Origin of the sequence: Lentibacillus salinarum (genome assembly GCF_042679865.1) — a bacterium.
In the GTDB taxonomy this organism is placed as follows: Bacteria; Bacillota; Bacilli; order Bacillales; family Amphibacillaceae; genus Lentibacillus; species Lentibacillus salinarum.
The window spans coordinates 233,287-258,166 of record NZ_JBHTNH010000029.1; the positions used below are offsets into that span (position 1 = coordinate 233,287).

Here is a 24,880-nt window from a genome sequence, read left to right on the forward strand (position 1 = left end):
TACAAATATTGGTGTTTGTTCATAATGTGAATACCTAATAAACGAATTAGTATAAGTTTGGTCTTATGTCAAGAATTCGGACAAGTTAAACGTAGAAATTTCTTAGCTTAGCGGTTTAACCAAGGCCACCACCCTTGCCCTTGTTTGTGTCCATGGTAGTGTTCTTGTGGCGGATAGGAAAAATTCAGCCTTTAGGGCTCCATCCGCACAGCCAGCGTACCATGGACAATCACTTCTAAGTTCCGCTGTTGGGGCCCCGACCCCTAACAGCGATCACTAAGAAGTGGCACGGCGGTCAAGGGCAAGCAGCTCCGCTGTGGTTATGCCGCTGGACCTGGGCAATGTGCCACATCCATGTCAGCAATTCTTTAACCCGCGAAATTAACCTCAAAGTCAAATGGTGATACCATTCCACAATATCCATGAATTCTAACAGTGTTGTAAAATGCTTCTATATACTCAAATATCAATTCATGGCCGTGTTTCAAATTTTTGATCACAAAACGATTAAGCCACTCACGTTTTATTAATGCATGGAAAGACTCGATACATGCATTATCCCAGGGACTACCTTTAGTGGAATAACTGTGTATATACTGACCTGCCGGTGTTGCTTCAATATAGCTTTTAGACACATACTGACATCCACGGTCACTGTGAATAATAATTGGTTGACTTAGCTCACGGCTTTTTTTAGCCTTTTCAATGGCCTCAATGACGTGTTCTGTAGCTAAACTATCAGATACATGCCAGCCAATGATTTTCCTTGAAAAAAGATCCATAACACTGGTGAGATAAATAAAACCCTCCAAGGTGTGCACATACGTTATATCGGTAACCCAAACGGTATTGGGAGCTACTGGTTTAAAGTCTCGATCCAGAATATTTTTCAGCTTAACATCAAAATCGGGATCAATGGTCGTTCGAACATATGGACGTACCCAAATAGCTTTAATACCTTCCTCGCGCATGTAGTTACCAACAGTCTTTTCGGCTATTACATGACCTCTGGATTGCAGGATGGACGCTATTTTAGGCGCACCATAAATTTGAAGGGATTCATTATATATTTGAGCAATTTCCTCTTTCATTGCTTGCTTCCTTTTTTCTTGTTTGGAAGCTGCGCGCCTTTTCCAACTGTAATACCCTGATGTGGAAACGCCTGATATTTTCAGCACACTGTTAACAGAAACCTTGCGTTTCTCGGATTCTTGATAGGTTGCTGTATAAATAGATTCTGTTAATTGCTCAGTATGCCCATAGCCTTTTTTAATATTTCTAACGCATCCTGTGAGTCTCGTAATTCCTTTTTTAAACGTGCAATTTCTTTTTCTGCATCGGAACTGTAATTACCAGATCCTCTGTGTTGAACAGTACCATTGTTGTTCTTAGCTGCTGACACCCACTTCCCCAATGTAGATTCACCAATCTTTAAATCTGCTGACGCTTTCTCTAAACTTTTGCCAGATGTATAATAATAATTAACAGCGTCTTGCTTGAACTCTGCATCGAAATGCCTCTTGTTTTTTGTCATGTGATAATTCCTCCTAGTTTAATTATATTATACTAAACTAGGAAATCTCTCTATTTGGGTTGTCCGATTTTTATTCTAGCATCACAAAACACTATTTTGTCTTGCATAGGGAAGAGCTTTTTTGTATAATATAGTTATAGTTATTTTGTAGTCACTCTATTGAGTAGAAGTCGTTACACCTTCATTTTAGAAGGAGATTCGACGTGGTTCCCTTATTTTTTAAGTGAAGGATTTTCCGTATACTCTCACTTCGAGAGAAAACGGAACGGGCGGTACTGGTAACTCCGTCCAAAAAGCTGCGTTTGCTCCCTAACATAAAAAACTAGAGATTAGTTGAAACAGGCATTGGATGTATAAAAGGCGACATGTGTCTAATAAACATATGTGCAAATTAAAATAGGTAATTAATAGTCGATGGAATCCGTATGGATATCTATCGGCTTTTTTGTGTTTAAATATTTTTTTGAAAGGGTGATAAAAATGACGCCATTTGTAGTGTCGGTGATTTTCTTCAACGGCAAGAAGAAGGTATTGAACATCCGAGCAAACTCGGAGGAAGATGCTTTCCAAAAAGCTGCTGAGGAAGTCAACGGAAACTACCATTCGTTATCTATTCCAGTTATTGAATGGTAGTTTTCTCAGAAAAATAGTTTATTAAATGCCGATAGTTCCCTAAAGGGTATCTATCGGCATTTTTTAGTTTTAAAAAATTTAAAAGGAGTGTTAAAAGTGGAAAAAGCATTAACGTTTTCTAAAGATCAAAAGAATCTCATTTGGCAACGATTTGTACAACCTGCAGGTGGAACTCAACCGGAATTGATGCAGTTTATTGAAATCTGCGAGACGTTCGGATTGAACCCGTTACTCGGTGATATCGTGTTTCAACGTTACAATACCAAAAACGGTCCAAAAACCAACTTCATTACCACACGTGATGGCTTGCTGCGGGTCGCAACACATCAACCTGACTTCATCGGAGCACCAAATGCCGGCGTGGTAAAAGAAGGAGATGAATTTGAGTTTATTCCTTCTGAGGGTGATGTGAAACACAAATTTGGCAAGAAACGGGGCAAAATTATTGGAGCCTATGCTGTTATGTACCATAAGCGTTTTCGCCCGGTTTCCGTATTTGTAGACTTTGAAGAATATTTCAAAGCAAATGCAAAGTCGCAACAGCAATATGGTGGTTCACCGATATGGGACAGTATGCCTACAGCCATGATTACCAAAGTGGCCGAAGTGTTCGTACTCAAACGCCAATTTCCGTTAGGCGGTCTATACACTGCCGAGGAGATGGGCATTGATGACATCGGAAACAGTGTTCCTGGTGATGCAGGTTCAACACAGCCTGTTCTATCACAAGAAACGCCACCAACCCCAAGCCAAAGTCAAAATGAGAAACAGGAAAAACCTGTATCGGTTAAATCTGATGAACAGGAACAAAAACAAGAAAAATCAGAAGATAAAACGCAACAAGAGAAATCAAAAAATGAACAGACAGACCAGCAAAAGAGCCCGGACAATAAGCAGAAGAAACAGCCTGCCAAAGAGCAACCTGTCGAAAAGCAACAAGAGCCAGAGCAACAACCAAAGCAACAGGAAAGCCAAAAGCAGGAAGTACAGCTTGCTGATACTGATAACGGTTCTGCTAAAGGCAGAGAGTATGTTTTGGAAAACTTTAAATCCGGAACATCACCGTCCGGTGTCCCTTTTGCAAAATTAACGGTAACAGATCAGGAAACAAACGAGGAAAAACTCGTATTGGCTAAAGGCCAGGAATCAGTCGATCTGACAGCACAAATTCCTGATGAGCAACCGTTTAACATGGAAACAAGTGAAGAAAATGGCTTTCACTTCCTTGAAGCAGTCAACGGGCAACGTTCAGCCCGGACAGCATCATGATAAAAAATATTTCAAGGCGGGAGGTGATCCCGTCTTGCCTAATAATCATTACAGGGGTGAATGTACGATGGAAATTGACGAATTAAATATTCAGGCAGTCACAGCGTTTGAGGTAGCCGGATCTTATCTCGTGATGGTGTATCCTTCTATTTTTCAGGGGCTGACCATTGTATTTTGTGGTAAGGCCAAAGGTGCCAACGTGGTGCAGGTCATTCACGACTGCATGTTATGTCGAGCCTACGGGCATAAACGCTGCCCTTATATTAAAGAGGGAATCAAGCACTTTATGATGTATAAGGCGAAACGTTTTTCGTCCTATAACATTCTAAGACGGGATGTGACGGTAAATCCAAAATGGAAACAAATACCTATCCCGACTGTTCGGGTTGAGAGAAAAGAGGTAAAAGCGTATGAGCCTGTTACCTGATGTACTGGAGGTTGCTGACCAACACGGACTTCAACTGGACAGGAGAACACAGGGTCACAAAGAGGAGCGAGCAAAATGTCCGTTCTGCCATGCGGATGCCGGCAAAAACAAGTTTTATCTGTCCTTAAATAAGGCGAAAAACGTGTACAAATGCTGGTGGTGTAAGGAAAGCGGAGGCGTTTTACGATTCATCTCACTCTTGGATGGCGTATCAGAGCAAGAACTGATTGAAACTATTCGGAAAAAGAATGGATCAACGTACAAAAAACACCCTGCGGAACGCTTAACAACATCGCAACTTCGTTTATTCGGTTATCCAAGTATTAATTGGGTGGAAAATCGAAAGTTTGACTATCAGCTGTATAAAGCGTTTCGGGAAACGGTCTATCGTGAATGGTTATCCTATGTTCAATCCCAAAAGGAATCGGCATACAGGTTGCTATTTGTGGGACTGACCAATGGTGACTTAAAGGGCAGTGTACAAAAAGTGAAAGCGATGGAAAAAGAGCTGCAAGTGGAATTTTTGCAGGATCTTCTTAACTGTCTTTTTCAGGAAAGCAAGGATGATAAAACGTTTGATTTGGAATGCAGGGCTGCGGCACTTGTCGGCCAGTCCCATCCTTATCAAACGTTTTTATTATAAATAAAAAATAGAAGGAGTGGTTTGTTATGTTAAATAACTGTACATTTGTTGGAAGGTTAGGAAAAGACGTGGATCTGCGTTATACCCAAAACGGGAAGGCTGTGGCAAACTTTTCATTAGCCTTAACCCGCCCGGTAGCTGATAAGAATGGTACTCGCCATGCCGATTTCATTCGTTGCCAGGCATGGGGTAAAACAGCGGAAAACATGGCTGATAATCTTACCAAAGGGGACATGATCGGGATTCAATCCCGTGTTCAGACTCGAACGTATCAAGATCAGAGTGGCAATAATCGGTTTGTGACGGAATTTGTTGTCGAAGGGTTCCCACAATTTTTGAAAGTCAAGAAATGGGAAAACGGCAATGGTAGTAACAACGGTAATCAAAACCGAAACGCCGGCCAAAACAACCGTCAGCAAAATCCGTTTGATAATAATGAACCGATTGACATTAGCGACGATAACCTGCCCTTTTAAGGCGGTGGTCGCATGAAAACTTTTTCGTTCAGTCGATTAAAACTGTACCAAACGTGTCCAAAACGGTTTTATTACAAGTACATCCTCGGTAGAGAGGAGCCTGTAACAAAACTCTTGGCACTTGGTAAAGCAGTGCATAAAGCCATCGAGGAAATGATAAATGGAGACAGTTTTGAAAATGCAGTCCAAAAAGGATGGGTGGACGCAGACTTTCATCCGGAAGTGACCGGAACTGAAATTAAGCAGCTTGTTAAAAAAGCACCTATCCATCAAGGAATGGGGAAAACAGAGCAGTATTTTCGTTTTCCTCTTTCTGATTCCCCGTCAGCCCCTTATATACAAGGATACATTGACCTTGTACAGAAAAACAGACCGGGAATGACGGTATCCGACTGGAAAACAAATTGGAAAACCTACGACATACGGGACAATCATCAGGTTGCCTTGTATGCCTTAGCTATCCAGCATTTAAAAGGTGTGAATGAAGTAAAGGGACGTTTGGCATTCCTCAGATATGGAAAAGAAAGCACCCATATCTTTAACAGGGATGACACGGAACAGGCACGTGAATGGGCGTTACAGCTTGCCAATGAAATTAATAGCAAGTTGTCGGTCCTGGATATTATGCCGGAAAAGGCGGATGAATTGTTTCCGGTAACGCCTTCTGGTGCGTGCAGCCACTGTTCGTTTGTCTTGGAATGCTTCCGCAACTTCAGTCAATATTCACTAAAAAACAATGGAGGTTTTAAAGATGAGAAAAACGTATGAGCAGTTAAAAATTGATCGGTTTGTTACAAGGTTAATTAACAAGGGATATACCAAATGCTTTGTCAGTTTTGAGGATGAAGCAGGTCATACAAAAAACCTCGTTTATGATAACGGGGAATTATTCCTTGTTAATCAACAAACAAAAGAAACGTTTCGCCCGTATTCTGAAACGCTTTATCACCTGTTAAGGCGTTTAAACGACAAGAAATACAAAATATTAAGTACGGGTGCAACAAAAATGACAGAGAAAGGGGTTCATTAATTAATGAGTACATCAACTGTTGAAAAGCCAATAAAAGGTGCTGATTTAACAGAAGTTCAAGCTGTTGAACTCGCTGGGGAAATTGAATGGACAGAGGCAGCAGTGAAAGAAATGAAAAATAAATTGAAGGAATATGTTAAAAAGCACGGGGTTCTTGAAACGTCTGACAAAGTATGGGAAATGTCTACAACCATATCTTGGCAGTTTGACCCTGACACATTAAGAAGTATGTCACAGGATATTGTGCTGGAAGGATTTAACCCGTGGGAGCTTCTGACACTTCCTAAAAAAAGTTTGGATAAACTTGACTGGGAAGAAGATGTTTTAGCTCAATATGGCACAAAAAAAGAGACGTCAAGGTTCACGTCTCGTAAAAAAGATTAACTTAAATCATAATAGCATATTTCAGACTGAAAAGCGACTACTAACGCCATTTAGTGGTCGCTTTTCGCTGAAATGAAAGGTGTGTTTTCGATGAGTGATGTAAATAAAAAACCCATTACCGTAAATGAACACTGTTTAGTTTACGGCTTTCCCTGTCACTTTTTTGCAGGTGACATGATGGAAATGGCCAATCTTGGTGTTGTTTGTGCACGGTGTGCTGATAAATACGGACAAAAGGAAACGATCAACTATTACGTGTATAAAGCAAAACTGACAGAACAGGACGGTTCGGCAACGGACGAGGAAATAACATTCTGCTGTTTTAATGTACGTCTGGTGTCCTTGTTAAAGGAAATAGACAGTGGCGAAATATTGCTTGATAAATCATCAATAAGAATTATCCACTGGACCGAGGATCGTAATGAGGCAAGTAATATGGCGACAAAATTATAAAAAGGGAGTTGTTGAAATGACAACGAAAACTGGTGTTAAAAAAGGTGTTCGAATCGAATTCAACCTGGAGGAAATGGCATTTCAAGAGGACGTCGTTAACATTCAGCCAGATAGTGATTATAAAACGTTTTGCAATCTGATTAATGCTGAGTTAATGGATGTCGTTGAATTTAACGAAGAAATAGATATCGTAGTTGACGATGAAGGATTGCTGGTTAGCGACAATCCGGTTCTGGAAGTTGTTACGGAATACGGTGCGCAACAACTGGCAGGAACACTTTTGTTTCTGAAAAAAGAGTTTACAAATGACGGTATAAACCTTGTGGGTTTGGAGGCAGGAGAACTTTTTGACCTGCTGCTAAAACTGATAGGGAAAATCAAAATCATTGGCAAAACAGCCTGAAATGGGGGAATGAGAACATGTTTAAAGATTTTCAATTACTATTCATTGACTTTGAAACGACAGGACTGTCACCTGAGCAGGACTATCCAACGGAAGTCGCTGTACTGAAAACTGACGGGTTCAATCCAAAAGGGTTTTCGTCAAAAATTCAACTTCCGGATGGGGTGGAAATCCCTGACGATATTACAGAGCTAACAGGTTTAACAGCTAATAATGTTAATGCACAGGGAATAAGCAGGGAAAAAATCAAATCTGTTTTAAAGACATTCGTTAATGAAGAAACGCTGGTCATTGCACATAACGCTAATTTCGACCTGGGGTTTCTTTATCACCACTTTGGGATCATTCCAAAGCATTTTATGTGTACTCGAACGATTGAGTATCTCACTAATCCGCACCTGTCGTTATCATTAAAACATGTATATCCACGCTATGTGGCAGATCGGCAACAAACACACCGGGCTGGTGATGATGTTTCGATGACAAAAGCTGTTTTTGATGCGCAGGTGAGCGTACACGGGCAACATGCAATGGAATTTTTCCTTAACAAAATGGTGAGGACACCTGAACGGAATTTAGTCTATTGTCCATCCAATGCAATAGTATTAGATTTTAGAAAATAGAATGTGAGTAAAAATATGTCTTTCCACTCCGGTAAAAAACGAGTAGCACTAACAGGCTGTGCCACTCGGTGCAGCTTGTAGTGGGAAGGAGTTAAAATGCATTTTATTCAAGACAAAATAGTGGATACGAACCTTCAGCGGTTACGGAAAAGTCTTATCAACCATTCACGAATCAAATACATCAGTGAAATCTATTTTCACGGGGAACGCGCCTATTTATATTCGTCATTCTATGACGGTGAACAGCGTGTCATTGTAGTGGATAAGAATGATAGGTTTTTTGTATCAACTGGAAAAGGCAATCCTAACTACTATTTAGAAATTACTGCGGTTGTTCAGTAATACAGGAGGGATAAAATGGGTTATCAGGAATCTTATATCCGTTTCAAAAATAAACGAAATTTAAGAAGGGAATATAAAAAATTTCAAGAAATACAGGAAACAAATGAGGGTTTGACACTTGCAGATATTGTCTGTGTTAGGCAGGCCATCAAAAATGCCCCTCCCATACAAAAGGGAGAGTTTTTGCTTGTTGGAACTGGTGAGCGCAGTGCCAACCAGCCGGGGTATTTGGGACTAAAGGGAGTTCATTCCCTTGTCCCAATTGACCATTATATACCTGCGGCTTCTTATATGGACATGTCAATAAATCAGTATCTTGACAGCCATTTTCGTACACTCTCTAAAGAAGAAGAAAATAGACTTCTTGCTAAAATATCCTGCCTTCCACTCCGGCATAAATAGGGTGGCACTTATCTCGTGCCATGCTTGCCGGGATAAGTGGGAAAGGAGATTTATGAATAATATAAAAGTCAATCCGTTACAAGAAGAATTGGAAAATGAACCGAGTAATGATGATTGGGGCTGGACGGAAGACACACACCGCAGGCTCATAGAAGGCGAATGTGCTTTCTATATAGAAGGTCACTTTGAATGGTGGGATAACTGGTTACGCATGATCATTTCACTCAGGAAACGTGGCTGGTCAAAACAGGAGCTGCGTGAAGTCCTTGACCTTGAAAATAATGGCATCATTTATTGGACCGAGTTTTACGAAGTGTAAAAGAACGTTGATGATTGGATAAATGAAATTTGCCTTCCACTCTGGCAGTAACCGAGTGGCACTATGAAGTTGTGCCACTTGGTGCAACTTGTAGTGGAAAGGAGAACAATGAGCAGAAAAGTTTATGAAATCGTAACGGAACAAATTATCAAAAAGTTAGAGGAAGGTACAATCCCGTGGAAAAAACCCTGGAATGGTGGTATTGCAGTCAATTGGGTAACGCAGAAACTATACAGGGGTATTAATACCATGCTGTTAAGTGGCGGGGAGTACGCAACTTTTCGTCAAATCCAACGAGCTGGTGGAAATGTGAAGAAAGGTGAAAAATCCCATCTTGTGGTGTTTTGGAAAATGATTGAAGTTGATGATGATGAACAAGAGGAAGAAACGAAAACTATTCCAGTCCTTCGTTACTACCGTGTTTTTGAAGTCGGTGAGCAGGTAGATGGATTGGAACGGAAACGTCAAGAGGAAAAATTTCATCATGATCCAATTGAGGAAGCTGAAGCTGTCAAAACAAATTACAGCAACAGGCCAACATTTTCCTATCTACCGGGAGAAGCATGGTACAAACCAATGGATGACCATATCAATGTGCCACCAAAAGAGGATTTTCCGAGCATCCACGAATATTACAGCATACTGTTCCATGAAATGACTCATTCAACCGGCCATAGTGACCGTTTAAATCGAAAAGGTGTTGTTCAGCACAACCGTTTCGGCAGTGAAAATTACAGTAAAGAGGAATTGGTGGCAGAACTAGGAGCTTCCATGCTTTGCGGTGTAACAGGCATTGACAATGAAACCATAGATAACTCAGCCAGTTATATCCAGTCATGGTTGCGGGCACTAAAGAACGATAAAACATTGATTGTTAAAGCGTCGCAACAAGCACAAAAAGCTTGTGACCATATACTAGGAACCGAATAAAAATTTTGCCTTTCCACTCGGCATAAAACAGTGGCATGAATCCTCGTGCCACTGTGGCCGGGGATTCGGAAAGGAGATAAAATGGAAAAATATATTAATGCAGCTAGAGAAGCTGTGACTCAATATGAAAATAATAACCTTGATTTGCAACACATTTTGGCTGTATTGATTGGGCCAAAGGCAACACCGGAAATGTGCGGGAGACTATCAGCATATGGTATCCGGTATTTGTCTGAAATGACGGTTTGGGAGTTGCAGAAAGAAGGATTATCAGAAATTGAAGGACAAAGAGTTATTGCAGCCTTTAACATGTCGCAAAAATTGGCAGGCTGTAAACGACAGGAATACAATGTTATTCGTTCACCGGAAGATGCTGCTGATTTGATGATGGAAGAAATGCGACTGTTGCAGCAAGAGCATTTTGTATGCTTATACTTGAACACGAAAAATGAGGTGATCCATAAAGAAACAATCTTTATCGGTAGTCTTAATTCTTCGGTTGTTCATCCGAGAGAAATATTCAAAAATGCTTTCCGTTATGCAGCTGCATCCATGATATGTTTGCATAATCACCCATCCGGTGATCCGAGTCCGAGCCGTGAAGACCTTTCTGTCACACATCGTCTCGTAGAATGTGGCAAAATGACAGGCATTGAAGTACTTGACCACGTTATTATTGGGGATAGGAAATTTAGTTCCTTAAAAGAAAAAGGATATATGTAAGTTACAGAGAGACACAAAGGAATCCTGCGGGGTTCCTTTTTATTTTGTGTTTGAAAGTGTGAAAGGTTCTTTTCTATCTCTATTTTTAGATTGCTGTGCTTTCTGATGTTTCCAAATTAACTTGTCTAGTTCTTGGCTGCATTTCAGCGTTTTATCATTTTCAATACCATACTTGCTAGCCGTTGCTATCATTTGTTCTCTTTTCTGTTCAATCAATTGTGATAAGTTATGTAGGGTCTGTGTCATGAAATCTCCTTAGGTAATTTGAATTAAGTATTAAGACCTATATATTATCACTAGCGTTGCATAAATAATAAAAGAAAATTACTAACCTTGCCAATTATCCAAAATATAGGTTTTCGGGTATAAAAAAATCCTTTATAATGGAATTGGTGGTAATTGTCCAAATCCAATATAAAGGAACCTGAATATGGACAATCATACACTATTATCATCATTTGGTAAATGGATTTCACCTATTAATGTTAAGAAACTTTCAGAACAAATCATGAAAACCGGGCAGGATCGGTATACGAAAAAGTTTACGACTTACACGTATATCAAGCTGTTATTACTTTCCCACCTGGAAGAAGTGGAAAGCTTACATGCAATGAGCGATACACTCTTTGATGACGATATTCAACAGGAATTGGGACTGGATTCAATTAGCGTTTCCCAGCTGTCACGTAAACACCGTGCCGTTGATTCTAACTTGTTGGCCACAATCTTCTATCAATTAGTTGATCAAATACGCCATTCGCAGCCAGGCCGGCAAGTGATGCCCGTAAAAGTTATTGATTCAAGTACCATACCACTAAACCTGACAAACCATCCATGGGCTACCTTTCGTAAAACGAAAGGTGGTGTAAAGCTGCATTTGCGACTGGTATTCATGGAAGATGGTGCTTCCTATCCAGAGTACGCCAACATCACGCCTGCCAACGAACATGATCGCACTCAATTAGAAGTGTTGGTGGATGATAAGGAAGCAACCTACGTGTTTGACCGTGGATATATGGATTATGAGCGCTTTGATCGCATGACAGATGATGGCTATTTCTTCGTCTCTCGGTTAAAGAAAAACTCCATCACGCGGACAATCAAAAGCTATGATGTGGAACAGGATTCCACTATCTTATCTGATGAAATGGTTGCCGTTGGTGGCCCAACGAAACGCATGGATAACCTTTTTCGCTTGATTGAAGTGGATGACTCAAAGGGAAATCGATTACGGCTTATTACGAACCGGTTCGACCTAAAAGCCAGCGAAATCAGTGATATGTACCGTTCACGTTGGACAATTGAGTTATTCTTTAAATGGTTAAAGCAACATGTCAAGATCAAGCAATTTTACGGTCAAAGTGAAACAGCTATTATCAATCAAATTTTTTCGGCACTGATTGTGTATTGTCTGCATGTGTTAATCCAGCTCAACACAAAATCCAAAAAAACGATATTGCAGATCAGCCGATTTTTAAAAGCTAAGTTGTGGAAGGACTGCCGTCACTGGCTTCGTCGCATTAGCGGAATACCATAATCAATAGAGTTGTCGGTCTCTCTCCTGGAATAAATGTATAATTTTACCAAATGGACAATGCCACTTTTTCATTAAGGTTTGTCTTTTTGGCGAAAAATAGAATTAAACGGATTACAGAATATTCACTCTATATTAATGCAACGCTAGTGATATATTATACAAAAAATTTTCCTTTTATGGAAATATATTCAACTTTGAAGAATAGTAAACGCAGCAGGATTTACTCCCGCTGAGTTTTAAACTTCCTTTGAGTATTTTTCATCTATTTTTTGCTCGATTTCCTTCAATGCTTCATTATCATTGAGTAAATCCTCTTTATTTTGGTCAATAAGTTCCTCTATGCTAATTTGTTCACGCATAGTTTCCCACTTCCTTTATCAGACTATTTCTAACTATATTATAGTACAATATCCTTCTTATTAAACAACAAGGTTATGACAAATATGTGAAAATTCGTTTTTTGATGTGCGTATCTGACAATTTTTGATTGAACAACCATTTCGGCATAGGGTACGGTGTAAATAAAAAACTCGTAACAGAATGGGTGTTATGTTACGAGTTATTTCGAAATATACGCCTGAAATATGGATGGAATAAATGGAATTTGATAAAATGAAGATAGAAATCTCGTAACAGAAATTGTTGAGCAAATTTATAAAAAGAAGTTTGGAATAAACTTTGATTAAAATTCAATGTCAATGTTGTTCCATTAAGGGCCCGATAATGGAACAGCGAGAGTGTAAATAATTTGGTTTAATAAAGTTTCAAGTATTCTATTAATGGTTTCCCTAATAAGGAATAGCACCAGCACAACATCGCATATAGGGCCGGATTGTGGAAGACATGGTGTGTTAAACTAGACATTTAGCTCTTTATAGTCCGACATAATATTAACCGACAGTTAAGCAAACGTATATTCTACTCTGTTTTTTTGATTAAGTATACTTTTCCATTTAAACAATCCGTATTTATTATTGTAAAATACTAGGTATAGACTATTTGGAGGAAATTTCATGATTAATGAAGATGTTCATACTGTTGGTATGTTAGCCGATAGGGCTTTTGATGAAAAAGATACGGATACTCTACACAGAATAGCAGAGGACTGTTTGAGTTGGGTCGAATCCGGGGAGTATAAGCTTATTGAAAAAGGAATTCTTGCTTATCATGGAGCTACTTCCTACAGTAACTATATCCAACTTAAATACAGAGGTGCATTAAGCTATTCAGAGGATATGAATAATGAACAAGACTTTGAGATGTGTTTGTTATTGTTCAGACTGTCTATCGAAAATCTAACTTCGTACCAAGAGGGAGAAGGTTTAAAGGAAGACACTGAAGAATTTCAGTATGTTTCCATGTACTTATTAATGGCATATACTAACTATGCCAATTTACTAAACACATGTGGCAGGATTATTAAGGCTCTTTCATACTTAAAGTTTGGTGTAGGTAGGGACTTTCCGATGGCAATAGGAAACTTTGCCGGATTTTTAATGGATTATGCTGCATTTGATTATGATAGTGGCCATCAATTGGTTTTCGTTAATGAATCTTACCAATTATTAAATGAAGTTCTGAAATATGAGAAGGTCGAGCCAGAAGCCTATACACATTATGAAAGTTTAATTAGCAGATTAAAGAACTGGTATCCGCTAGAACTCCTGGAGGAACCTTATGAATTTGATGAATACTCCTTAGGGGATTCGGAAGAAGAAATTAACTATCGAAAGTGGTGTCTTGAAAATACCCTGTTTCTCAATACATTAAGTGATGCTTTTCCTTACTCAGTTTCTGCACAGGATATTCTTCATTTACCTAACATTGTGACTAAAATTGATGAAGGACAAAAATATCATGGCTTGTTCAATCAAATTAAACAAGAGTATGTGTCCGCCAGATTTATGGTGTATGATGCATTATCCTCCAAAGGAGCACATTTTTCAGATAAAGATGTTCATCTTGTAAATACACTGGATTATCCTACCTACGGCATTTCAATAGAGAAGATGAAATATTCCTATAGAAGTTTATATTCGCTGTTTGATCGTATTGCGTTTTTAGTAAATGAATATTTTGAAATAGGAATAAAGGAAAGGGATGTATCCTACCGGTCTATATGGAAGGGGCGAATTAATAAAGGGAAAAACCCCTACAACTTAAAAGTGAACTTAAAGTCTAGGATGACAGATAGGGAAACATTTAATCTTCCATTAATCGGTCTTTATTGGTTATGTAAAGATATTGGGAAACAAAAGGTAAAACATCACTATATAGAACCGACAATTGAACATATTTCTAAAATTCGTCACCACTTGGAGCATAGATACTTAAAGGTTCATGATAGTTTTTTTTATCCAATAACGAGGGAATCCCAGCTAGAAAGAGAGGATACTTTAGCATATTCTATAACTGTTGATGAATTTAAAAGTGCGGTAATGAAACTTCTTACTTATGTGAGAGAAGGAATAATTTTATTGACTATGGCTGTGCACTTGGAAGAAGAGAGAAAGAGAAAAACCGATAATTTAGAAAAACGGATTATGCCAATGTATATGGATCGATATGACGATGATTGGAAACAACTCTTTTAAAAAGGGGCTAACAATGGAACGTAACTTAGAAACGAAAATTTATAAGTTAATTAGCAAAAAGTCTGAAGGAGACTATTGGGATTTCAAACAAGAGTGGCATAAAGATAATGAAAGGTTAATACATGACGTTCTTTGTTTTGCAAACACCGTGCACGATATGGATTGTTATCTAATTATTGGAGTTACAGATGATGGGGAGATTGTTGGGCTTAATGATGAAAATAGACGTAAGCAAGTAGCAATACTAGATTTGCTTTCCAATACAGTTTTTGCAGGTGATAATACACCGGAAGTAAGGGTGGAGACCATTAAAATTGATGGTAAGGAAATTGACATCCTTATAGTATCCAACTCTTATAGTGTGCCTTTTTACTTAAAGAAAAAGAGCAAAAGGTACAGCAATATACGAGAAGGGTACATTTACACTAGGATTGAAGATAAGAATACCCCGATCAGTCAAAATGGTAATATTCAACAGATTGAGATGTTATGGAAGAAAAGACTTGGTTTAACCCAACCACCATTGACACAGATAGTAAATAGATTAGAGAACAAATCTGAATGGGTTGAAAATAACGAAACACATTATAATATTTATAAACCAGAATTTAAACTTGTAGAAGAATATGACGATGAGTACGATAGAAGATTCGGGGAGTTTTATGTTTACTCCCAGACAAATTCAAAGTTCATGTACAAAGATTTAAAAATTATGTGTAATGAAACAGTGCTAGACGATTTTCAATTAGTGATTTTAGATAGCGGCAGGTATAAAACACCAGTACCAGAGTGGGGATTTGTTGGTCGGGAACGGCGGAGTATCAATTATAAATACACTTACAAGTATTATTTGAAGGATAGCATAGCTTGTAAACTGCAGAAGTTTTTATTTGATGATGAGGATATGGAAGAAGTGTATGCAAAAAGAAACCTCGATGAAGTTGTTCTGTATTTTAAGAATGAAGAAGAAAAGTTATCCTTCGAGGCTTATGTAGAGGGTCGCTTAGCAAGGTTAGAAAGCTATGTTGACGAAGCAGATAATGCTTATTTTACTATAGATATAGGTGATAAAGAGGAAGCCAAAGATATTAAACATAGGCTATCAGTAGGGATAGCATTAAATAAGATGCTCAGAAATTTTACAGGAACATTTATTTAGAAATCAAAATTTAGGTGAACAGTATGATTCCATAATACCAGTTAATATATTTAAATGAAAAAAATACTTAGCTTAGGGGAAACCTTTTGATAGTGCCGTTAATGGACGGTTTAATGGGATATGTGGAACAATCAACCTTTGTTATAGATCAACATTTTAAGGGGATTTTGGCTATGCGAAAAATTGTAACTTTCCCTAATCAGCAAACGTTACTCGAAGAATACCGGAAAATCCTATCAAGGAAATCTGACAAAACGGCAGATGCTTATATCAGATCCATTAGACAATTTATGGAATGGGTGATACAAAAACCGGGCAGTAATGGGATGTTCCGGATGGATCTGTTTACTAAGACAACTGTTGAAATGTATATGGAAGAATTAGACCAACATGGATATAGTGTCAATCACAGGAAACGAATGAAATCGGCACTATCTGGTTTTGCAAAATGGCTTATTGAGGAAAAAGAATTATTGGATAAAAATCCAACATCCGATGTAGACATTCCGGTGCAGCCCCTTATGGCTCCCCGTGAATTAACAGATGACCAGCGTTTCATTTTGCGTAACTTAGTGGAACGGGAAAATGACGTTCGTGGACAAGCATTATTCGCACTCGGTTATTGGGCAGGATGCAGAGTTAGTGATGTGTCCTGGATGAAAATGGATAATATCTATATTGGCCCGAAAATTGGATGGCTCAAGGTCGGATTCAAAAATGATAAAATGCGGGAGATTGATATATTGAATAAAGTCCGGAAGCCACTCGAGGATTATTTGGAAAGTGACATTAGGAAAGATAAGCAAAGTTCATTTGTATTTGTGTCACAACGGGCTGACCGACTGACTGAGCCAGGTATTCATCATTGGTTCCGCAATTTGAGAGCAAAAGCAACAAAGGACGAGTGGGAATATGTCCAGGATATAACGTTTCATGATCTCCGGCATGATTTCGCTCACCGTGCAAGGGCTGCCGGCTGGACACTTGAAGAAATTGCCTATTATCTTGGCCACGTTACAAAACAGGGAACACCGGCAATTGAAACAACAGTACGCTATACACAAGCTGGAAGAAAACAAATGAAGGAAAAATTAAGGTGGATTAAAGGGTGAAAAAGGTCGAAAACTTGTTCAGGGGGTTAAGCATGGAAAATATAGAAGGGTATAACGTCTTAACTGATAAGCAAAAAGAGTTGTTTGATCAAACATACAAAGCGCATGTTTTCATGATGGATCCGGAAATGCGTAAGCAGCATACGGAGGAACATATCAAAGAAATTAGGTGGAATGAAAATGAACAATGTCTAAGAGTATATTTTGACAACGGAGAATGGTATCACTATTCGTTGGCTGGAGAGTGGTACTAATGGAGAAAATTATGGTAAGCGCGTTGGTCTATCATTCGTGTTCGATTTGCGGGATAGTTGCAGACGATGGAAGGTTTAAGGAAGGACAATTTGTTTGTCACGGTTGCTTGGATCATCATAAATCAACTGCCGAAAACGCCATATAATAAGGGAGAGTTACATATGTTTACTTTCGATAACCAACTATCAGACCTGGAAAGGAAATTACTCATTATCTTACAGCATAATAATAAAAAGGGGCGTTTGCCTTCGCTTTCAGAGCTGCAATCCCGGTCAGGGCATCAGGGTGACGAAATCCGAGGGATTATTAATGACCTAATCCAACGCAAATGGATTAAAGAAGAAAATGGAGAGTGGATTGTAATTCAACAGCTGTTCTAATTCAGAACAGCTTAACATTTACATGTTTATCTATTTATATGTCGTACCCCGAATTAGTTTAAAATAACACGCCAAATATATACGGTGCTAAAAAACATATAATTAAAAGAGCAAATACAAGAGATAGTTTGTGCTTCTTTTTTTCGGTACTTTTATTAGAATTACTATTATTACCACAAATACGCCTAAAAGAAACTCCTATAATATAAATGAATGTCAAAATAGGTATTACATAATTCAAGAATTTAACGTTAGTATGAATAAAACTCTCTAAAGTTTCTTCAGGAATTTCTTTTGCCATAGGAGCCATAGCAACAAGGTAAACAACCAACAAAACAAATATTAGTATAGACTTCTTAAAATACTTAATTTTTGACATGACAATTCTTCTTCTCCTTTCTTTGCATTTTTTACTATTGTTTCCAATATATATTTTATTTCTATTAAGATTATGATAAAATAAAGCTATATCATTTATTGTCACTTTTGTGGATCTCGTCATACCTTTATTTTAAAGGAGATTCGATGATAGAGTCCCATCCAAGGGATGTGTTTTCCTTATACCTTCAATTAAGAAGGAAAATGGATCGGCGGCAATGGACAACACCGCCATAAAAGCTCGTTTGCCCCGGTGATTAATAAACATTGGGTTGGTTGAAACGGCATTTGATGTATAAAATGTGAGATATGTCTATTATTGACATACGTTGTATAGATATTTAAAAGCTGATGGTGCCCCGTATGGGAACTGTCAGCTTTTTTGTTTTAAAACAGAAGTGACTTTTTTAAAAGACGTATTTACTTCTTAATGAAGGGATACGTCTTTTTTTATATAAAAATTTTGAAGGGAGGTGATAAAAGATGGTGGATATGATTTCGCTTCTTGTGGCTTTAACTAATTTAATGACTGCCGTTGTTACGCTGTCCACGGCAATCAACCACAAAAAGAAAAAGAATCCAAACCCGCAGGAACGGGAGAAGGATTCTAATAACAACTGAGGGGATGCCCTCACCATCATATTACAGATAATGATACTCCAATTGTTCTCGATAATCAAGACACGGACACGGAATCAAGGGAGGAAAAAAAGATGTTAACTGCTGCAAGTATCATTTCGGTTGTTGCATTAATTACAAGTGTTGTGGCGTTAGTTATTATAATACGCCAAAAATAAACACAAAGGGAAATGCTCTCATTATTCCTATCAATTGAGTGCATTCCCTTTGTAATTGAATAAAAAAATTAAATGAAAGGGGACTTTCTAAATGAGTACAAGTGTACTTCAAAACACGATTGCAGTAGATAATGAAAATCAGGCAGGTATTATCGGTCATTTGACATGGTACAGTGTTGCCCAGCAACTCATCGAAAGAGATGAATTGCTGCAAAAATTAAACCAGGCTGGATTCGGTGAGGAGTGGATGCCTAAAGAAATTCGACAGGCAGATGCTTTTCGCCGGGCAACACAAGAGGTGAAAACAAGGAGAAAGACGAATCAAAAAGATGTTCATCTTAACTACCTGATTCGTGAAGTATACTCGGACCCGACAATGATTCAACGGAATATCGTTTGTGAAACCGTCGACCAGCAAGGAAAACGCCTGGATTATGATGGCCAGGCAGCAGTCCTTCTTTTGGATAAAGAGCATTACCGGATGGAAATCTCAGCACACGATCAAACAGCTCATGAATTGGCCAAAGAAGCTGAGTCTTTATTCGGATTGTACAGCAATCACCATTCAGCCCAACATTTGCGTGTTATGATTATGGACATTCTGAAATCCATGTCACCAACACCGGTTGGACCCAATGGTGGGATTTATCAATTCCCGAAGGACAAACTGAAACACTGTTGAATATGCATCCCGGATGATTATTCCGAACCTTTTTGCATTGACGGCAACCATTACTGTCTTATTGATTTATTTCAGAAAAAGCATCCCCAGATCCTATGAGGTTTCCAAATTAAGTGAACCCGTAGATGCCATTAAAGACATGAAGATGTTCCGGTTATCATGGTATGTGCTTGGATTATTGGTTATCGGCTACTTCGCGAGTGAGTTCGTCCAACTTCCTGTTTCCTGGGGAACCTATTTTAAAATCGGGATAGCTTTAACGATACCTATTTTATTTATTACCTTATTTGGCTTGTATCTGACATTATTGATTATATAATCGCTTTTAGACGAAACATGATGTTTGTCATTATCAAACAAAAGGAGGATGAATATGTCCAAAAAAACAATCTATTTCCTATGGACAGGTAATTCATGCCGAAGCCAAATGGCAGAAGGCTGGGCGAAAAAATATATGGGAGACGAATGGGAAGTCAAAAGTGTAGGGATTGAAGCACACGGCTTGAACCCCAATGCCGTTAAAGCAATGAAGGAAGTAGGAATTGATATTTCTGGCCAAAAGTCAGAAAAAATTGATCCTGAATATTTGAATAATGCTACGATGGCAGTGACATTATGTGCTGATGCAGAAGATCGTTGCCCAATGACACCTCCCCATGTAAAACGGGAACACTGGGGCTTTAACGATCCTGCAAAAGCTGAAGGAACGGAACAAGAAAAATGGGCTGTTTTCCAACATGTAAGAGATGAAATTGGAGACAGAATCAAGCGTTTTGCTGAAACGGGTGAATAAATGAACAGAGAAGCTATGGGATCATCTCATGGCTTCTCTGTTATCCATTAGGCTCATATAATTTTATAACCAAATATGACCCTTTAGTTAATTGGACGAAGCTGGTTATCCATATTATCTCCAACTTATTCATCAAAAAAAATTGATTTTTCGTTGACAAATGTTTTGCGGTGGCATACAATGCAATTAAATCAAAAATAATTGATGCATAAGGGATGATTGATTTGAAGACACTTAGGAATCAACCTATACAAAAGGAACAAAGATTGTTTGAAACATACGAACTTAAGTTTAAAGCATTAGCTGATCAACTGCGTTTAAAAATACTATTTGAATTGAATCAGCGGGGGCAGATTTGTGTTTGTGATCTTACAGAAATTGTAGGATTATCTCAGTCAAAATTATCTTATCATCTAAAAATTTTACTTGATGCTAATCTGATTCTCCGTGAAAAGATTGGGACATGGAACTATTATCGATTAAATGATACCGAGATAAAAAATCTCCTTTCAGAAGAACTTTGCTGTATTTTTTACCCTAATCCTAACGGGTAAAAAATTTAAGCATTACATCAAATAAAGTTGATTAAGTGATTTTTTTAATGTAAATATCAAAAAAAGTTGATTTATGTATCAGGAAAGAGGGAAGTCATGGATAACTTTTTAGCTTTTTTAGAAACGTTTTTTATTCTGTTTGCTGAACTGACTGTTTTGTTTATTTTCATTAGTTTCTTAGTCAGTTTACTACAACAGAAGGTTACTGAGGATCGAATTAAACGTGTACTTGACCGTCCGAATAAATGGAGTGGATATCTTTATGGTACGGGATTAGGTGCTCTTACACCCTTTTGTTCTTGTTCTACAATCCCCATTTTAGCCGGATTGCTGTCATCAAGAGCTCCATTTGGGCCATCTATGTCGTTTTTAATTGCTTCACCTCTCCTAAATCCAGTGATTATTATCTTGCTGTGGACTTTATTGGGATGGAAGCTAACGTTGTATTATGCAATAGTTGTAGGCATTTTTTCAATACTTATCGGAATCGTTTGGGAAGCTTTAGGACTAAAACATTCAGTTAAAGAAGTAAGAGTAAGAAAAGGAGAAAACTCAAACGGAGATCAGAATGTCTCCAAATGGAAATTAGCTCTTCAAGATGCATGGTCGTTCTTTTATCCTTTGCTGCCATATTTACTTATCGGCGTTTTTATTGGAGCGTTTATTTATGATTTTGTTCCGCGGGATTTCATTGTTAAATATGCTGGCGGTGATACTTTCTGGACCATTCCCATTGCTTCAGTAATAGGAATTCCAATGTACATTCGGGCTGAAACCATCTTACCTATAGCAGGAGCTTTAGTTAGCAAAGGGATGGGGATGGGTGCTGTCATTGCTTTGTTAATTGGTGGTGCAGGAGCAAGTATTCCCGAGGTTGTTTTATTAAGTAAATTGTTTAAACGAAAGTTAGTTATAGCTTTTGTGATTTCTATTTTAGTTGTTGCGATTAGCACAGGATTTATCGTACAAATCATCCTTTAAAGGAGGTGAAATCCATGGCAGATAAAAAATCGGCTCTGAAAGGATTGTTCTCTAAATCCAACAAAGATTGCTGCAGTGTTGAAATTGAGGAAGTCAAACCGACTGAAGATAATAGCTGTTGCGGATCTTCAAAGGAGAACACTGATAAGCAACAGAAAGAGGCTTAAAAAGAAGGTTAGGATCTGGAACTAATGCAAAAAGGGCTTCCCTTCAAGGCCCTTTTTGCCAATTTAATGTCAGAATCTGTTGTTTTGCGACATAACCATAGAAAAGAGATACTCCATGATATAGGATAACCTTCATTTTTTACTCTTTTTTCTTGTGAAAAGCAGTATTTGGGAGACAATGGCAAGTACGGGTAATTCAATCAAAGGTCCAATAACCAAAGCTAGAGCAATGAGAGGCTGATTAGGGAATGCTGTCACAGCTATAGCTAAAGAAACTGGTGAATTCCTAGCAATAATCGTCATACTTAAGCTAACCGAATCCTCATAGGAAAACTTTAAGAACCTTCCAACCAAGCGCCCTATCACATAGTTAATAACAAAAAACATCAAAATTGGTATAATTAAAATGTAAATGACTTCCAGGTTTTCAAGTAAGTAAGAACCTTGGGAAGCAAACATTGCCATAATGGCCAGTGATAAAAAGAAAATCTGAGCATTGGCGAAAAAGGGGATGATCTTGTTATTTAAAACAGATTCTCTTCTTCTTAATAAGAATCGCGTAAGGTGAGCAAGCGTAAAAGGAATAACCAATACAATCAATATACTGTCTATAAGCGTCGATATGGGTATTGTTTCAATGGTTCCAGCAAATAGTAGTAAATATACTGGTAGAAGCACCACTTGTAGAATTAAATTAATCGGTAAAACCGATGTTGAAAGAGATACATTTCCTTTTGCTATGCCAGTAAATGCAAGATACCAATCTGTACAAGGTGTCACCATAAGCATGATAAAACCAATCCATAAAGCTGGATAATCGGATAAGAAAACGGCCCCTAACCCCCAAGCTAATAGAGGTGTCCATATAAAATTAATGATCGTGCTGGATCCCAGGAATTTAATATTTAAAAAAGCCTTCTTTAATTGCTGCAATGGAATCGTTAAAAACAACCCATAAAGCATCAAGAATAGAAACGGGATAACTAAAGTCTCCGCATATTGTTCAATTATATCTGCTTGACCTAACAAAAGACCTAAACCAACAGCAAATAGTATGATAAAGGTTTGTAGTTTGTCTATTGTTCCCATAAATAAATCTCTTTTCTTTTAAAAAGGTAGGGTGTGTATGATTAATTTTCGTACATACAATTATAGTACAGTACATTAATTATTGCTTTTATTACCAATTAACATTGTTGTTGAGTGACAATAAAGTTGTTACACGATACGATCGTGCAATATTGTTGAATAAATACATCAATATTATTTTAAAGTAAACACAGTGATGGAGCCACTCTAAAGAACAGAGTGGTTTATTTTTTATATTCTTTCTCCACAGTACTTGGTGGTTAAATATTGACAGGTAAGAATGATACATTTAAAATGTGAACCATATTCATTTATGAACATGATTCATTAATGAATATAATTACATAGCTATTTCGTTTTATAAAAAAGCAGAGAAGGGATCCATAATGAATGATGAAAAGCAACAAGGGACGGTTTTTGAAACAAAACAATGGATGATGTTAATTGTTTTGACAATGAGTTCGTTTGTAGTGGTTTTGGATTTTGCCTCCATGTTCATTCCGTTGCCAACCATTATGGGTGACTTGGGAGGCAGGCTTGATGAGGCTACATGGGTGATTGCGGCCTTTACCCTAACTTTTGCCGTCTTCTTACATCCAAGTGCTGCACTGGCCAATATCTATGGGGAGCGAAAAGTTTTCCTATCTGGCGTAACAATCTTCACCATTTTTTCGATTGCGTGTGCTCTTGCTCCATCAATGGAGTTTTTGATTGGTGCGCGTGTTGTATTAGGTATCGGAGCTGCCATGATAGAAGCAAGTGTCTTTGCTTTGATTAAGTCCTCCTTTTCAGGTAAAAAACAAAAGTTAGCTTTTAAAGTACAAGGTGTTGCCTTTATTCTAGGGGCACTGTTGGGAACGCCGTTAAGCGGGGCTATAACAACAGTTCTGTCCTGGGAATACATCTTTTGGCTGAACGTCCTAGTAGGGATAGTTGTTATTTTGATTACGCCTATTGTCATAACCAAATCAATCCCTGTTTATGATCAAAAAATGCAAAATATAGCTGGTTTGTTTTTTGGTGGTTTTGGACTTTTTTTATTGTTTTTCTCAATCATTGAAGGCTCACAGTTCGGGTGGCTTTCACCGGTGATTTTAGCCTCTTTTGGAGGGTCCATCGTCCTGTTATTCTTCTTTGTGGTTTTTGAATTGCGTGCACAGCAACCATTAGTTAACCTAAGATTATTCAACAATAGATCTTTTGCTTTGGGTAACTTCCTACGTTGGGCCAGTGAATTCGCAAGTATGGGAATTTATTTTGCTATTTCCGATTTTTTGCAGACTCAGATTGGTTATTCTGCATTGATTACCGGATTGCTATTGTTGACTGTTATTGTCGGTGGAATGTTCGCGGCACCTGTCACTGAATCCCTTACTAAACGTTTGGATGCACGATGGTTGGTGGTTCCTGGTTTCTTATTCGTGGCTATTGGAACATTTTGGTTGGCACATGTCTCTGCCGAAACGGCATGGGTGTTTTTCCTTGCTCCGTTAGCAATTGCTGGAGCGGGGTTCGTTGCCCAGGAAGATTTGAGTGTCAACATCCGGGACAGAGATATATTACCTGAGCAGTCGGATGCAGCTTGGCGTATTTCCTATTCGATATTTCTTCTTGGAGTTGGATTGGGCATATCTGTCGTTTCGGCTATCTGGCAAAGTCAGCTCAAGGCTAATATAAACGAGGCGGAAGCGATTAATGAAGCGCTTCTTAGTTGTGTTGTGGTGTCACTTCTGGGAGCTATCATCGCTTTGTTTATAACCTCAAAACGAAAAGAAACTTCTAATGTTTATAAGTAAATGAAAACGATACTT

35 protein-coding genes and 1 pseudogene are annotated in these 24,880 nt (G+C 38.2%); 30 read left to right on the forward strand and 6 right to left on the reverse strand.

Annotated features, from left to right (window positions below; translation table 11 throughout):
* Positions 1–368 precede the first annotated feature (368 nt).
* Together ACFQ4A_RS15875 and ACFQ4A_RS15880 are read right to left on the reverse strand one after the other, a co-directional pair.
* Positions 369–1,304: an IS3 family transposase gene (locus ACFQ4A_RS15875; protein WP_382402490.1), complete on the reverse strand. Its 936-nt coding sequence runs from the start codon at positions 1,302–1,304 to the stop codon at positions 369–371.
* Entirely contained in the window at positions 1,241–1,534 is a 294-nt protein-coding gene (locus ACFQ4A_RS15880) for a transposase (RefSeq protein WP_382402392.1), read from the reverse strand. Before ACFQ4A_RS15880 ends, ACFQ4A_RS15875 begins: the two co-directional genes overlap by 64 nt.
* A 480-nt stretch (positions 1,535–2,014) precedes the next feature.
* Here ACFQ4A_RS15880 and ACFQ4A_RS15885 point away from each other — a divergent pair, with 480 nt between their 5' ends.
* The 16 genes from ACFQ4A_RS15885 to radC all read left to right on the forward strand — a co-directional run bounded on the left by ACFQ4A_RS15885 (position 2,015) and on the right by radC (position 10,591).
* Complete coding sequence (locus ACFQ4A_RS15885) at positions 2,015–2,167, forward strand: hypothetical protein (protein WP_382402394.1); 153 nt, start codon at positions 2,015–2,017, stop codon at positions 2,165–2,167.
* A gap of 96 nt (positions 2,168–2,263) precedes the next feature.
* On the forward strand, positions 2,264–3,436 hold the full coding sequence (locus tag ACFQ4A_RS15890) for a RecT family recombinase (protein WP_382402396.1): 1,173 nt from the start codon (positions 2,264–2,266) through the stop codon (positions 3,434–3,436).
* A 34-nt stretch (positions 3,437–3,470) separates the two neighbouring features.
* Positions 3,471–3,863: a hypothetical protein gene (locus ACFQ4A_RS15895; protein ID WP_382402398.1), complete on the forward strand. Its 393-nt coding sequence runs from the start codon at positions 3,471–3,473 to the stop codon at positions 3,861–3,863.
* Positions 3,847–4,506: a CHC2 zinc finger domain-containing protein gene (locus tag ACFQ4A_RS15900; RefSeq protein WP_382402399.1), complete on the forward strand. Its 660-nt coding sequence runs from the start codon at positions 3,847–3,849 to the stop codon at positions 4,504–4,506. Before ACFQ4A_RS15895 ends, ACFQ4A_RS15900 begins: the two co-directional genes overlap by 17 nt.
* A 26-nt stretch (positions 4,507–4,532) precedes the next feature.
* Positions 4,533–4,982: a single-stranded DNA-binding protein gene (locus ACFQ4A_RS15905; protein WP_382402401.1), complete on the forward strand. Its 450-nt coding sequence runs from the start codon at positions 4,533–4,535 to the stop codon at positions 4,980–4,982.
* A 12-nt stretch (positions 4,983–4,994) separates the two neighbouring features.
* A complete protein-coding gene (locus ACFQ4A_RS15910) occupies positions 4,995–5,750 on the forward strand; it encodes a RecB family exonuclease (RefSeq protein ID WP_382402403.1) in 756 nt (251 codons plus the stop codon).
* Positions 5,734–6,012: a hypothetical protein gene (locus ACFQ4A_RS15915; RefSeq protein WP_382402405.1), complete on the forward strand. Its 279-nt coding sequence runs from the start codon at positions 5,734–5,736 to the stop codon at positions 6,010–6,012. The genes ACFQ4A_RS15910 and ACFQ4A_RS15915 overlap by 17 nt, the downstream gene beginning before the upstream one ends.
* Positions 6,013–6,015: 3 nt before the next feature.
* Positions 6,016–6,396: a hypothetical protein gene (locus ACFQ4A_RS15920; protein ID WP_382402407.1), complete on the forward strand. Its 381-nt coding sequence runs from the start codon at positions 6,016–6,018 to the stop codon at positions 6,394–6,396.
* Between the two features lie 90 nt (positions 6,397–6,486).
* Complete coding sequence (locus tag ACFQ4A_RS15925; protein WP_382402409.1) at positions 6,487–6,849, forward strand: hypothetical protein; 363 nt, start codon at positions 6,487–6,489, stop codon at positions 6,847–6,849.
* A gap of 16 nt (positions 6,850–6,865) precedes the next feature.
* Complete coding sequence (locus tag ACFQ4A_RS15930) at positions 6,866–7,252, forward strand: hypothetical protein (protein WP_382402411.1); 387 nt, start codon at positions 6,866–6,868, stop codon at positions 7,250–7,252.
* Between the two features lie 17 nt (positions 7,253–7,269).
* Positions 7,270–7,875, forward strand: coding sequence for a 3'-5' exonuclease (locus tag ACFQ4A_RS15935; RefSeq protein ID WP_382402413.1), 606 nt, complete (start codon positions 7,270–7,272; stop codon positions 7,873–7,875).
* 96 nt (positions 7,876–7,971) lie between these two features.
* A complete protein-coding gene (locus ACFQ4A_RS15940) occupies positions 7,972–8,217 on the forward strand; it encodes a hypothetical protein (RefSeq protein ID WP_382402415.1) in 246 nt (81 codons plus the stop codon).
* A 15-nt stretch (positions 8,218–8,232) separates the two neighbouring features.
* Entirely contained in the window at positions 8,233–8,619 is a 387-nt protein-coding gene (locus tag ACFQ4A_RS15945) for a hypothetical protein (RefSeq protein WP_382402416.1), read from the forward strand.
* 52 nt (positions 8,620–8,671) lie between these two features.
* Positions 8,672–8,938 carry a hypothetical protein gene (locus tag ACFQ4A_RS15950; protein WP_382402417.1) on the forward strand — a complete coding sequence of 89 codons (267 nt, stop codon included), beginning with the start codon at positions 8,672–8,674 and terminating at the stop codon, positions 8,936–8,938.
* A 108-nt stretch (positions 8,939–9,046) separates the two neighbouring features.
* Entirely contained in the window at positions 9,047–9,868 is an 822-nt protein-coding gene (locus ACFQ4A_RS15955; RefSeq protein ID WP_382402418.1) for an ArdC family protein, read from the forward strand.
* An 81-nt stretch (positions 9,869–9,949) separates the two neighbouring features.
* Complete coding sequence (radC, locus tag ACFQ4A_RS15960) at positions 9,950–10,591, forward strand: RadC family protein (protein ID WP_382402419.1); 642 nt, start codon at positions 9,950–9,952, stop codon at positions 10,589–10,591.
* Between the two features lie 39 nt (positions 10,592–10,630).
* On the opposite strand, the gene ACFQ4A_RS15965 is transcribed toward radC, so the two are convergent.
* Complete coding sequence (locus tag ACFQ4A_RS15965; RefSeq protein WP_382402420.1) at positions 10,631–10,837, reverse strand: Spo0E family sporulation regulatory protein-aspartic acid phosphatase; 207 nt, start codon at positions 10,835–10,837, stop codon at positions 10,631–10,633.
* A 184-nt stretch (positions 10,838–11,021) separates the two neighbouring features.
* On the opposite strand from ACFQ4A_RS15965, the gene ACFQ4A_RS15970 reads away from it, so the two are divergent.
* Positions 11,022–12,128 carry an IS4 family transposase gene (locus tag ACFQ4A_RS15970; RefSeq protein WP_382402421.1) on the forward strand — a complete coding sequence of 369 codons (1,107 nt, stop codon included), beginning with the start codon at positions 11,022–11,024 and terminating at the stop codon, positions 12,126–12,128.
* Positions 12,129–12,364: 236 nt separating this feature from the next.
* On the opposite strand, the gene ACFQ4A_RS15975 is transcribed toward ACFQ4A_RS15970, so the two are convergent.
* Positions 12,365–12,487, reverse strand: coding sequence for an FbpB family small basic protein (locus ACFQ4A_RS15975; protein ID WP_382402422.1), 123 nt, complete (start codon positions 12,485–12,487; stop codon positions 12,365–12,367).
* A gap of 654 nt (positions 12,488–13,141) precedes the next feature.
* On the opposite strand from ACFQ4A_RS15975, the gene ACFQ4A_RS15980 reads away from it, so the two are divergent.
* From ACFQ4A_RS15980 to ACFQ4A_RS16000, 5 genes are all read left to right on the forward strand, one after another.
* On the forward strand, positions 13,142–14,722 hold the full coding sequence (locus ACFQ4A_RS15980) for an LA2681 family HEPN domain-containing protein (protein WP_382402423.1): 1,581 nt from the start codon (positions 13,142–13,144) through the stop codon (positions 14,720–14,722).
* 13 nt (positions 14,723–14,735) lie between these two features.
* Entirely contained in the window at positions 14,736–15,881 is a 1,146-nt protein-coding gene (locus ACFQ4A_RS15985; RefSeq protein ID WP_382402424.1) for an AlbA family DNA-binding domain-containing protein, read from the forward strand.
* 92 nt (positions 15,882–15,973) lie between these two features.
* Positions 15,974–16,993, forward strand: coding sequence for a tyrosine-type recombinase/integrase (locus ACFQ4A_RS15990; RefSeq protein WP_382402491.1), 1,020 nt, complete (start codon positions 15,974–15,976; stop codon positions 16,991–16,993).
* On the forward strand, positions 16,990–17,247 hold the full coding sequence (locus tag ACFQ4A_RS15995; RefSeq protein ID WP_382402425.1) for a hypothetical protein: 258 nt from the start codon (positions 16,990–16,992) through the stop codon (positions 17,245–17,247). Before ACFQ4A_RS15990 ends, ACFQ4A_RS15995 begins: the two co-directional genes overlap by 4 nt.
* A gap of 162 nt (positions 17,248–17,409) precedes the next feature.
* Positions 17,410–17,628 carry a hypothetical protein gene (locus tag ACFQ4A_RS16000; RefSeq protein WP_382402426.1) on the forward strand — a complete coding sequence of 73 codons (219 nt, stop codon included), beginning with the start codon at positions 17,410–17,412 and terminating at the stop codon, positions 17,626–17,628.
* Positions 17,629–17,686: 58 nt separating this feature from the next.
* On the opposite strand, the gene ACFQ4A_RS16005 is transcribed toward ACFQ4A_RS16000, so the two are convergent.
* Positions 17,687–18,007, reverse strand: a complete 321-nt coding sequence (locus ACFQ4A_RS16005; RefSeq protein WP_382402427.1) for a hypothetical protein — start codon at positions 18,005–18,007, stop codon at positions 17,687–17,689.
* A gap of 482 nt (positions 18,008–18,489) precedes the next feature.
* Here ACFQ4A_RS16005 and ACFQ4A_RS16010 point away from each other — a divergent pair, with 482 nt between their 5' ends.
* From ACFQ4A_RS16010 to ACFQ4A_RS16040, 7 genes and pseudogenes are all read left to right on the forward strand, one after another.
* Positions 18,490–18,627, forward strand: a complete 138-nt coding sequence (locus ACFQ4A_RS16010; RefSeq protein ID WP_382402428.1) for a hypothetical protein — start codon at positions 18,490–18,492, stop codon at positions 18,625–18,627.
* Positions 18,628–18,894: 267 nt separating this feature from the next.
* Positions 18,895–19,485 (forward strand): DUF6744 family protein, encoded by a 591-nt coding sequence (locus ACFQ4A_RS16015; protein ID WP_382402429.1) that lies wholly within the window; start codon positions 18,895–18,897, stop codon positions 19,483–19,485.
* Positions 19,481–19,777: pseudogene (locus ACFQ4A_RS16020) on the forward strand (ArsB/NhaD family transporter); the annotation flags it as partial. The gene ACFQ4A_RS16015 and the pseudogene ACFQ4A_RS16020, both read left to right, overlap by 5 nt.
* A gap of 81 nt (positions 19,778–19,858) precedes the next feature.
* The gene (arsC, locus tag ACFQ4A_RS16025) at positions 19,859–20,278 is read left to right on the forward strand and encodes an arsenate reductase (thioredoxin) (protein WP_382402430.1); all 420 of its coding nucleotides are present in this window, start codon (positions 19,859–19,861) and stop codon (positions 20,276–20,278) included.
* A 215-nt stretch (positions 20,279–20,493) separates the two neighbouring features.
* Entirely contained in the window at positions 20,494–20,832 is a 339-nt protein-coding gene (locus ACFQ4A_RS16030) for an ArsR/SmtB family transcription factor (RefSeq protein WP_382402431.1), read from the forward strand.
* Between the two features lie 96 nt (positions 20,833–20,928).
* Positions 20,929–21,813, forward strand: a complete 885-nt coding sequence (locus tag ACFQ4A_RS16035; protein ID WP_382402432.1) for a permease — start codon at positions 20,929–20,931, stop codon at positions 21,811–21,813.
* Positions 21,814–21,827: 14 nt separating this feature from the next.
* A complete protein-coding gene (locus tag ACFQ4A_RS16040) occupies positions 21,828–21,980 on the forward strand; it encodes a hypothetical protein (RefSeq protein WP_382402433.1) in 153 nt (50 codons plus the stop codon).
* A 132-nt stretch (positions 21,981–22,112) separates the two neighbouring features.
* Here the strand turns inward: ACFQ4A_RS16040 and ACFQ4A_RS16045 are convergent, their stop codons facing one another.
* On the reverse strand, positions 22,113–23,069 hold the full coding sequence (locus ACFQ4A_RS16045) for an arsenic resistance protein (RefSeq protein ID WP_382402434.1): 957 nt from the start codon (positions 23,067–23,069) through the stop codon (positions 22,113–22,115).
* A gap of 386 nt (positions 23,070–23,455) precedes the next feature.
* On the opposite strand from ACFQ4A_RS16045, the gene ACFQ4A_RS16050 reads away from it, so the two are divergent.
* Positions 23,456–24,865 (forward strand): MFS transporter, encoded by a 1,410-nt coding sequence (locus ACFQ4A_RS16050; protein ID WP_382402435.1) that lies wholly within the window; start codon positions 23,456–23,458, stop codon positions 24,863–24,865.
* Positions 24,866–24,880: the final 15 nt, after the last annotated feature.

Excerpts from the sequence above, each read along its gene's own strand:
- ACFQ4A_RS15915 (WP_382402405.1), top strand. The coding sequence starts at position 5,734 with ATGAGAAAAACGTATGAGCAGTTAAAAATTGATCGGTTTGTTACAAGG.
- ACFQ4A_RS16050 (WP_382402435.1), top strand. The coding sequence starts at position 23,456 with ATGAATGATGAAAAGCAACAAGGGACGGTTTTTGAAACAAAACAATGG.
- ACFQ4A_RS15930 (WP_382402411.1), top strand. The coding sequence starts at position 6,866 with ATGACAACGAAAACTGGTGTTAAAAAAGGTGTTCGAATCGAATTCAAC.
- arsC (WP_382402430.1), top strand. The coding sequence starts at position 19,859 with ATGTCCAAAAAAACAATCTATTTCCTATGGACAGGTAATTCATGCCGA.
- ACFQ4A_RS16000 (WP_382402426.1), top strand. The coding sequence starts at position 17,410 with ATGTTTACTTTCGATAACCAACTATCAGACCTGGAAAGGAAATTACTC.
- ACFQ4A_RS15905 (WP_382402401.1), top strand. The coding sequence starts at position 4,533 with ATGTTAAATAACTGTACATTTGTTGGAAGGTTAGGAAAAGACGTGGAT.
- ACFQ4A_RS15970 (WP_382402421.1), top strand. The coding sequence starts at position 11,022 with ATGGACAATCATACACTATTATCATCATTTGGTAAATGGATTTCACCT.
- ACFQ4A_RS16030 (WP_382402431.1), top strand. The coding sequence starts at position 20,494 with ATGATTGATTTGAAGACACTTAGGAATCAACCTATACAAAAGGAACAA.
- ACFQ4A_RS16010 (WP_382402428.1), top strand. The coding sequence starts at position 18,490 with ATGGTGGATATGATTTCGCTTCTTGTGGCTTTAACTAATTTAATGACT.
- ACFQ4A_RS16040 (WP_382402433.1), top strand. The coding sequence starts at position 21,828 with ATGGCAGATAAAAAATCGGCTCTGAAAGGATTGTTCTCTAAATCCAAC.
- ACFQ4A_RS16015 (WP_382402429.1), top strand. The coding sequence starts at position 18,895 with ATGAGTACAAGTGTACTTCAAAACACGATTGCAGTAGATAATGAAAAT.
- ACFQ4A_RS15975 (WP_382402422.1), bottom strand. The coding sequence starts at position 12,487 with ATGCGTGAACAAATTAGCATAGAGGAACTTATTGACCAAAATAAAGAG.
- ACFQ4A_RS15980 (WP_382402423.1), top strand. The coding sequence starts at position 13,142 with ATGATTAATGAAGATGTTCATACTGTTGGTATGTTAGCCGATAGGGCT.
- ACFQ4A_RS15910 (WP_382402403.1), top strand. The coding sequence starts at position 4,995 with ATGAAAACTTTTTCGTTCAGTCGATTAAAACTGTACCAAACGTGTCCA.
- ACFQ4A_RS15950 (WP_382402417.1), top strand. The coding sequence starts at position 8,672 with ATGAATAATATAAAAGTCAATCCGTTACAAGAAGAATTGGAAAATGAA.
- ACFQ4A_RS15880 (WP_382402392.1), bottom strand. The coding sequence starts at position 1,534 with ATGACAAAAAACAAGAGGCATTTCGATGCAGAGTTCAAGCAAGACGCT.
- ACFQ4A_RS15940 (WP_382402415.1), top strand. The coding sequence starts at position 7,972 with ATGCATTTTATTCAAGACAAAATAGTGGATACGAACCTTCAGCGGTTA.
- ACFQ4A_RS15885 (WP_382402394.1), top strand. The coding sequence starts at position 2,015 with ATGACGCCATTTGTAGTGTCGGTGATTTTCTTCAACGGCAAGAAGAAG.
- ACFQ4A_RS16035 (WP_382402432.1), top strand. The coding sequence starts at position 20,929 with ATGGATAACTTTTTAGCTTTTTTAGAAACGTTTTTTATTCTGTTTGCT.
- ACFQ4A_RS15965 (WP_382402420.1), bottom strand. The coding sequence starts at position 10,837 with ATGACACAGACCCTACATAACTTATCACAATTGATTGAACAGAAAAGA.
- ACFQ4A_RS15955 (WP_382402418.1), top strand. The coding sequence starts at position 9,047 with ATGAGCAGAAAAGTTTATGAAATCGTAACGGAACAAATTATCAAAAAG.
- ACFQ4A_RS15945 (WP_382402416.1), top strand. The coding sequence starts at position 8,233 with ATGGGTTATCAGGAATCTTATATCCGTTTCAAAAATAAACGAAATTTA.
- ACFQ4A_RS16005 (WP_382402427.1), bottom strand. The coding sequence starts at position 18,007 with ATGTCAAAAATTAAGTATTTTAAGAAGTCTATACTAATATTTGTTTTG.
- ACFQ4A_RS15920 (WP_382402407.1), top strand. The coding sequence starts at position 6,016 with ATGAGTACATCAACTGTTGAAAAGCCAATAAAAGGTGCTGATTTAACA.
- ACFQ4A_RS16045 (WP_382402434.1), bottom strand. The coding sequence starts at position 23,069 with ATGGGAACAATAGACAAACTACAAACCTTTATCATACTATTTGCTGTT.
- ACFQ4A_RS15925 (WP_382402409.1), top strand. The coding sequence starts at position 6,487 with ATGAGTGATGTAAATAAAAAACCCATTACCGTAAATGAACACTGTTTA.
- radC (WP_382402419.1), top strand. The coding sequence starts at position 9,950 with ATGGAAAAATATATTAATGCAGCTAGAGAAGCTGTGACTCAATATGAA.
- ACFQ4A_RS15985 (WP_382402424.1), top strand. The coding sequence starts at position 14,736 with ATGGAACGTAACTTAGAAACGAAAATTTATAAGTTAATTAGCAAAAAG.
- ACFQ4A_RS15900 (WP_382402399.1), top strand. The coding sequence starts at position 3,847 with ATGAGCCTGTTACCTGATGTACTGGAGGTTGCTGACCAACACGGACTT.
- ACFQ4A_RS15935 (WP_382402413.1), top strand. The coding sequence starts at position 7,270 with ATGTTTAAAGATTTTCAATTACTATTCATTGACTTTGAAACGACAGGA.